General features: G+C 48.1%; 1 protein-coding gene. It reads right to left on the reverse strand.

The window, feature by feature from the left end; translation table 11 throughout:
- Window positions 1-80 precede the first annotated feature (80 nt).
- The coding region (locus VB714_RS21400) for a right-handed parallel beta-helix repeat-containing protein (RefSeq protein WP_323226719.1) at window positions 81-1250 on the reverse strand (1170 nt) is incomplete at its 5' end.

A 1250-nucleotide genomic window follows, 5' to 3' on the forward strand; every position in this document is an offset into this window, starting at 1 on the left:
AGTAGGGGTGCAATGCTTGCACCCTGAAATTATGACCTATTATTAGGGGTTTGCGGATTATCCATGAACAAGAAGCTAATTTATTCTTCGCCACCTCCTTCACTATCATCGCTATCGATAGGACGACAAGCGCGATCGCTGCCAGGGGAAGAATCTTCATTTTCTTCTCCCGCTACGATTTCCTCATCTTCCCCCTCTTCAGAGGTCTTATTTTCCTGTTGAGTCAATTCATCTTCGGGAGTAGACAGGCAACCCCGTGCAAAAAGGATGTCTTCTTCTCGGATTTCTAGGGAATCAAACTCTTGTTCAAATGGCGAAAAATCTGTTGTTGCTGTTGTTGTTGCTGTTGTTGTTGTTGCTGTTGTTGCTGTTGTTGTTGACAAATTATTCGTGATATTAAAGGTCAAGGTATCCAAACCCGAAGAAGCCGCCAAGACTTGGAAATCCCCTGTTGCTGCTGTGAGATTGAAGAAATTCAGGGCAATACCATTGGCATCGGTGATGGCGCTAGTACCATTGGAGAACGAACCCGTGACATCTCCCACAGGACTAAAATTAACGGTTGCGCCAACAGAAGGGATAATATTAAACGCTTTTTCCACCACTTTAACGCTGACATCAAGGGTAGAAGGAAGGCTGCTGATAGTGATGTTTTGGTTGCCAATGGGAACGATTTCAAAACCTTGCCATTCAAAGGCTCCCATATCTACCGTACCATCAGCAATACGCGCACCGGGAGCGCCTCGTTGGTCTGTGGTTAAACTGCCCACTAAAGCATTATCCCCCGCATTGAGGGCGGGACTGGTGAGAGCAAGGGCGTGGGTTTGGGTGGGTCCGCCGTAGTCTCCGAGGGGTAGGAGTTGGGGGTCAACGCCGATGATGTTGTTGCTGCCGGTAATTGTTGCTCCGGTGGAGTCTTCAATCAGGCTGTTGGTGGCAGTTATCGTTCCTAAATTTGCGAATAAATCCGGCGCGGTGCCGTTGTCGGTGTTGTTGGCAACGATACTGTTCGTTAATGTGATGTTGGTGTTCGCATTCAAACCACCACCAATAGTACCAGCACTATTACCGCTCACTGTACTGTTCGTTAAGGTGATATTGTTGCTCGTACTCAAACCACCACCAGTAGCACCAGCACTATTACCACTCACTGTGCTGTTCGTTAATGTGATGCCGCTCGCACCGTTCGCACGCAAACCACCAGCACCACCACTAGCGTTATTACCCCTCACTGTACTGTTCGTTACTGT

Source organism: Spirulina sp. 06S082 (genome assembly GCF_034932145.1).
GTDB lineage: Bacteria > Cyanobacteriota > Cyanobacteriia > Cyanobacteriales > Spirulinaceae > CCY15215.